Here is a 3,915-nt window from a genome sequence, read left to right on the forward strand (position 1 = left end):
AAAGATATTTAACTGTCCTTTTTCATCAAAAAAAACATCGCTGATAAAAACGATACGCTGATCTCCCGTCTTTAGGGTACGGCCGTGATATACACAGCGGATTTTTCCCTCCTTGTCCTGAAATAAACTATTATGCCCAGTACCCGAAACCACTCCACCTCTATTGGTATTCTTTTCAATGATCGGATTAGATGCCGATTTTTGATAGCTTCCCAAAGGAGCAGTTGCTGTTGCGTAGCCAACAGCGTAATTGGCTCCTGCAAAATAATTGGCCGAATACATCATGTAGTATAATCCATTTTCTTTGACCAAAAAAGAACCTTCTGTCCATCGTCTATTGACCTCACCTGAAGTAACTGATCTACTTTCCCATTCTGATTGTGCGTCGTTCATCGTAGCTGGGGGGCGCATTAAAAGAACTGGACTCCCAATCACCTTCGTCATACTGCTATCCAATTCGACTCCGTAAACCCAGCTTTCTTCAATATTCTTATAGCCAAATTTCTTTTCTGCCCAAGTTGCAATTTCTGATTCCACAGGATGTTCGTAGCAGCAGCGTGAATAGAACAGATAATTTCTATGGTCTGTATCTCTAAAAACATTCGCGTCAATGATGGGATATCCAGGATCAAAAATAGGTTTCCCGCTCAGATCTTTAAATGGCCCCAATGGACTATCCGACACTGCAACTCCTATACGATAGTTTTCTAAGTGTTTTTTCGGATTTTCTTTCCAATGAGCACTATAATACATGTAATATTTGTTATTCACACGATAGACCTCTGGCGCCCAAAAATCCTTTTCCCCCCAACCATTCGGCTGTTTGGCATCGTATACTTTTCCCTCCTTTTTCCATGTCTTTAGATCTTTGGAACTATAGGCTATAAATCCATTTTCAGTCCCGCCGGTTCCATATAAATAGTATTGATCCGAAGGTGGATCGAATACAATAAAAGGATCACCAAAGGCTACATCTGTTTGATAGGATTTTCTAGGTTGCCTCGATGGTTGATCTGTGCTTAAAAATCGAAACTTTGCAGTGTCGAATTGGGGAACCAAGACACCGCTGTTATTTGCCACAAATTGAATCGGCACTATGGCTGTCCGCCGAGGTGCAACTTTTTCATCTGAAAAATGTGTATGGCAGACATAATACCATTGCTTTCCTTTTTTGAAAATGTCTCCATGTCCAGTTCCGGCAAACCCGCTATTTTTACGGCTTAATGCAGGCTGACCTTCCAGTTTTTTCCAGGGTCCATAAATATTTTCAGCGATAGCAACACCCACAGCGTAGTCCTTATTCCGAAAATCATTCGCCGAATAGAACATATAATAATATTTTCCCTCTCGAATGACAGTGGGACCTTCACTTACTGTCCAGTCGGCATTCGCCGTATTTTCCCAGGGAAGTTCTGGATGGAGACATTCTTTCAGCGTTTCTTCCTTGATTCCGGAATAATCTGACTTCAGCTCCGCCACAAAAATTCTATTCCCATCCTTTAACCTTACATGAAATAGGTATTTTTTCCCATCTTTATCGCGGAATACAAATGGATCAATTTGCTTTTGCCCAATAGCAATTGGCACTTTGGCAGTTTGCTTAAAAGGACCCGTTGGAGCATCACCGACTGCGATTGCAATATGCTCATCGGCTGTGTAAGCCATATAAAACTTACCATTCTCAAACCATACTTGCGGAGCCCAAAATCCTTTTGATCCAAAGATATCACCCTTTACAGCCGCAAAACCTGAATTAACTCCCTCCGGACTTACCCAGGAATCTAAATCCTTAGACTGGTATACTTTAAAGCCCTGCTGTTCATGCTGATCACCATTCGTACCATAAAGGTAATAATATCCTTTGTGATAGAATATGGTCGGATCCGCTTGAAAAATGCCGTTTATAGGCATCTGCGCATTTTCAATCTGATCTTTGTTTACAGTTTGCGCAAATGTCCTTGGGACAAAAAACAGTAAGAAAGCAATAGGCAGCAAATATATTTTGTTCATTGATTATAATACATCATATAGGTGAAAGCCTAAAATTGAACAAATATTTGCTAAGATTGGAGGTAAATCGTATCAATTGAATATCATTTTGTATCAGATTAAAAATCTCCAGATAAATTTATTGAAATCCATTCCTCTTCTATTCCCACAAACCCATTTTACTATCCAGACTTTTTCTATCCGAAAACATTTCGCTATATACACCAACATACTGACACTATCTTTACGGATCAAAATTTCCCTGATCATTTGCCAGGAAAATTTTCGCTAATTTAAAATACCTCTTTCAAAAGCAAACTTAACCAGATGTGCCGTGTTTTTTACGCCCGCTTTGTCTATGAGGTTCTGACGATGCCCCTCAACAGTACGCTTACTTAAAAAAATCTTATCTGCAATTTCAACATTCGTGTAGCCTTCCGCAATCAGTTTTAATACTTCAAGTTCACGCTCCGAAATATCAAAATCCGTTTGCCATTCTCCTGGGATCTGCGCATAGCTTTGCCCAGAACGGACTTGATCTAAAAGTATCATGGCGATCTCTTCACTCATGTACCGACCTCCGTTAGCAATATGATTCAGCCCAAAAAGCAATTCGTGATAGCCAACATTTTTGACCAAATAGCCAGCCAGACCAGATTCAAACGCCTCAATGACATAATTAATCTGATTCAGCATGGATAGTATAACCACTTTAATAGATGAATACTGTTTGTTTAGGACCTGAAGCAATTCCATGCCGTCCATTTCATCCATACTGATATCCGTTAAGACGATATCAGGAACAGAATTTGCACTTAGGAAGTCGAGCGCCTCTTTGCCATTCGACGCTTCGCCAACGACTTCAAATCCTTCTTGAGATTCTAATAGTAATTTTATTCCGTTACGTACAACCATGTGGTCTTCAACCAATAGGATTTTTATCATTATTATCTTTTTAAATAGTCAATTTTAGTAAAATACCTGCTACAAGTGTATCATTCATAATCTGCGCATTGTAGAGTTCTGCAATCTTCGTCAAGCGCATTTGTCTGTTTTCGGGCTTTGATACTGACAAGGCTTCTCCTTGTTGAAAAAAAGGTGATACTTTGACAAGAATTTCAAATTCGATCACCTGCACTGAAATTGAGATCGACTGCGAGGCCATTTCATCATTTAAATATTGAAACATTGCAGTCAGAAATTTAAATAGATGAATTTGCGTCTGATGATGTAATTCTCGCAAATGAGGGTCAAGCAACGTATCAATTATAAAACCAGATCGTTTTTTGTAACTGGCAACGGCTTCATCAACAGCGTGAAAAATTCCCAGGTCATTTAATATGGGATTGTACAGCAATCCCGCTTTATTGCGGATTTCTATAACTAAGGTAGTCAATGAATCACGTAGGCAACGTAATTCTTCAAAATCGCCATAACGATTAGTGAAATTCTGAAGCGATATACGCATTCCGTAAAGCTCCTGAGCCAGTTCATCGCGAAAATACCGTCCTATTTTTCCGATATCATCCTGTTGATTCCTAATAATCGATTTATAAAAATCTTCTTGGCTACCGTCCCATACTTCCTTTAACTCCGCCTGATCTTTTAGACCTTCAGATTGGCCTTTCGGTCCATCTGATAGGTCAAAATATAGTTTTTTGTTCACGTCCCCCATATTGTTTTCCATTTCATGTTGTAACTAATAACCACTTCAAGGCACGAACAGTTTTAAAAATTAACACCTATTTATATAAAATATGTATCCTTTGAAGTACTGCGTATAAATACGTGCAAGAAAAAGATAAATGGGGGAATTTAGATAGGAAAACACTTGTTGTTAAAGTAAAAAAGTTCAAATAAAGCACCAATATACCAAGCGAACAATACACCCAAAACACTGTTTAACAACTATTTAGAATAAAAAAT

At 38.8% G+C, this 3,915-nt stretch carries 3 protein-coding genes; all 3 read right to left on the bottom strand.

The features are described from left to right. The coding region (locus tag B2X72_RS04555; protein ID WP_286848403.1) for a glycoside hydrolase family 43 protein at window positions 1–2,010 on the bottom strand (2,010 nt) is incomplete at its 3' end. Between the two features lie 267 nt (window positions 2,011–2,277). Continuing rightward, a complete protein-coding gene (locus B2X72_RS04560) occupies window positions 2,278–2,934 on the bottom strand; it encodes a response regulator transcription factor (RefSeq protein WP_145326786.1) in 657 nt (218 codons plus the stop codon). A gap of 10 nt (window positions 2,935–2,944) precedes the next feature. After that, the gene (locus tag B2X72_RS04565) at window positions 2,945–3,655 is read right to left on the bottom strand and encodes a hypothetical protein (protein ID WP_145326787.1); all 711 of its coding nucleotides are present in this window, start codon (window positions 3,653–3,655) and stop codon (window positions 2,945–2,947) included. Window positions 3,656–3,915 lie beyond the last annotated feature (260 nt).

The sequence above is a fragment of the Sphingobacterium sp. UBA7253 genome, assembly GCF_002472745.1.
Classification (GTDB): domain Bacteria; phylum Bacteroidota; class Bacteroidia; order Sphingobacteriales; family Sphingobacteriaceae; genus Sphingobacterium; species Sphingobacterium siyangense.

What these genes read in the sequence shown, in the direction of transcription:
- B2X72_RS04560 (WP_145326786.1), bottom strand. Translation starts at nt 2,934, where the DNA reads ATGATAAAAATCCTATTGGTTGAAGACCACATGGTTGTACGTAACGGA.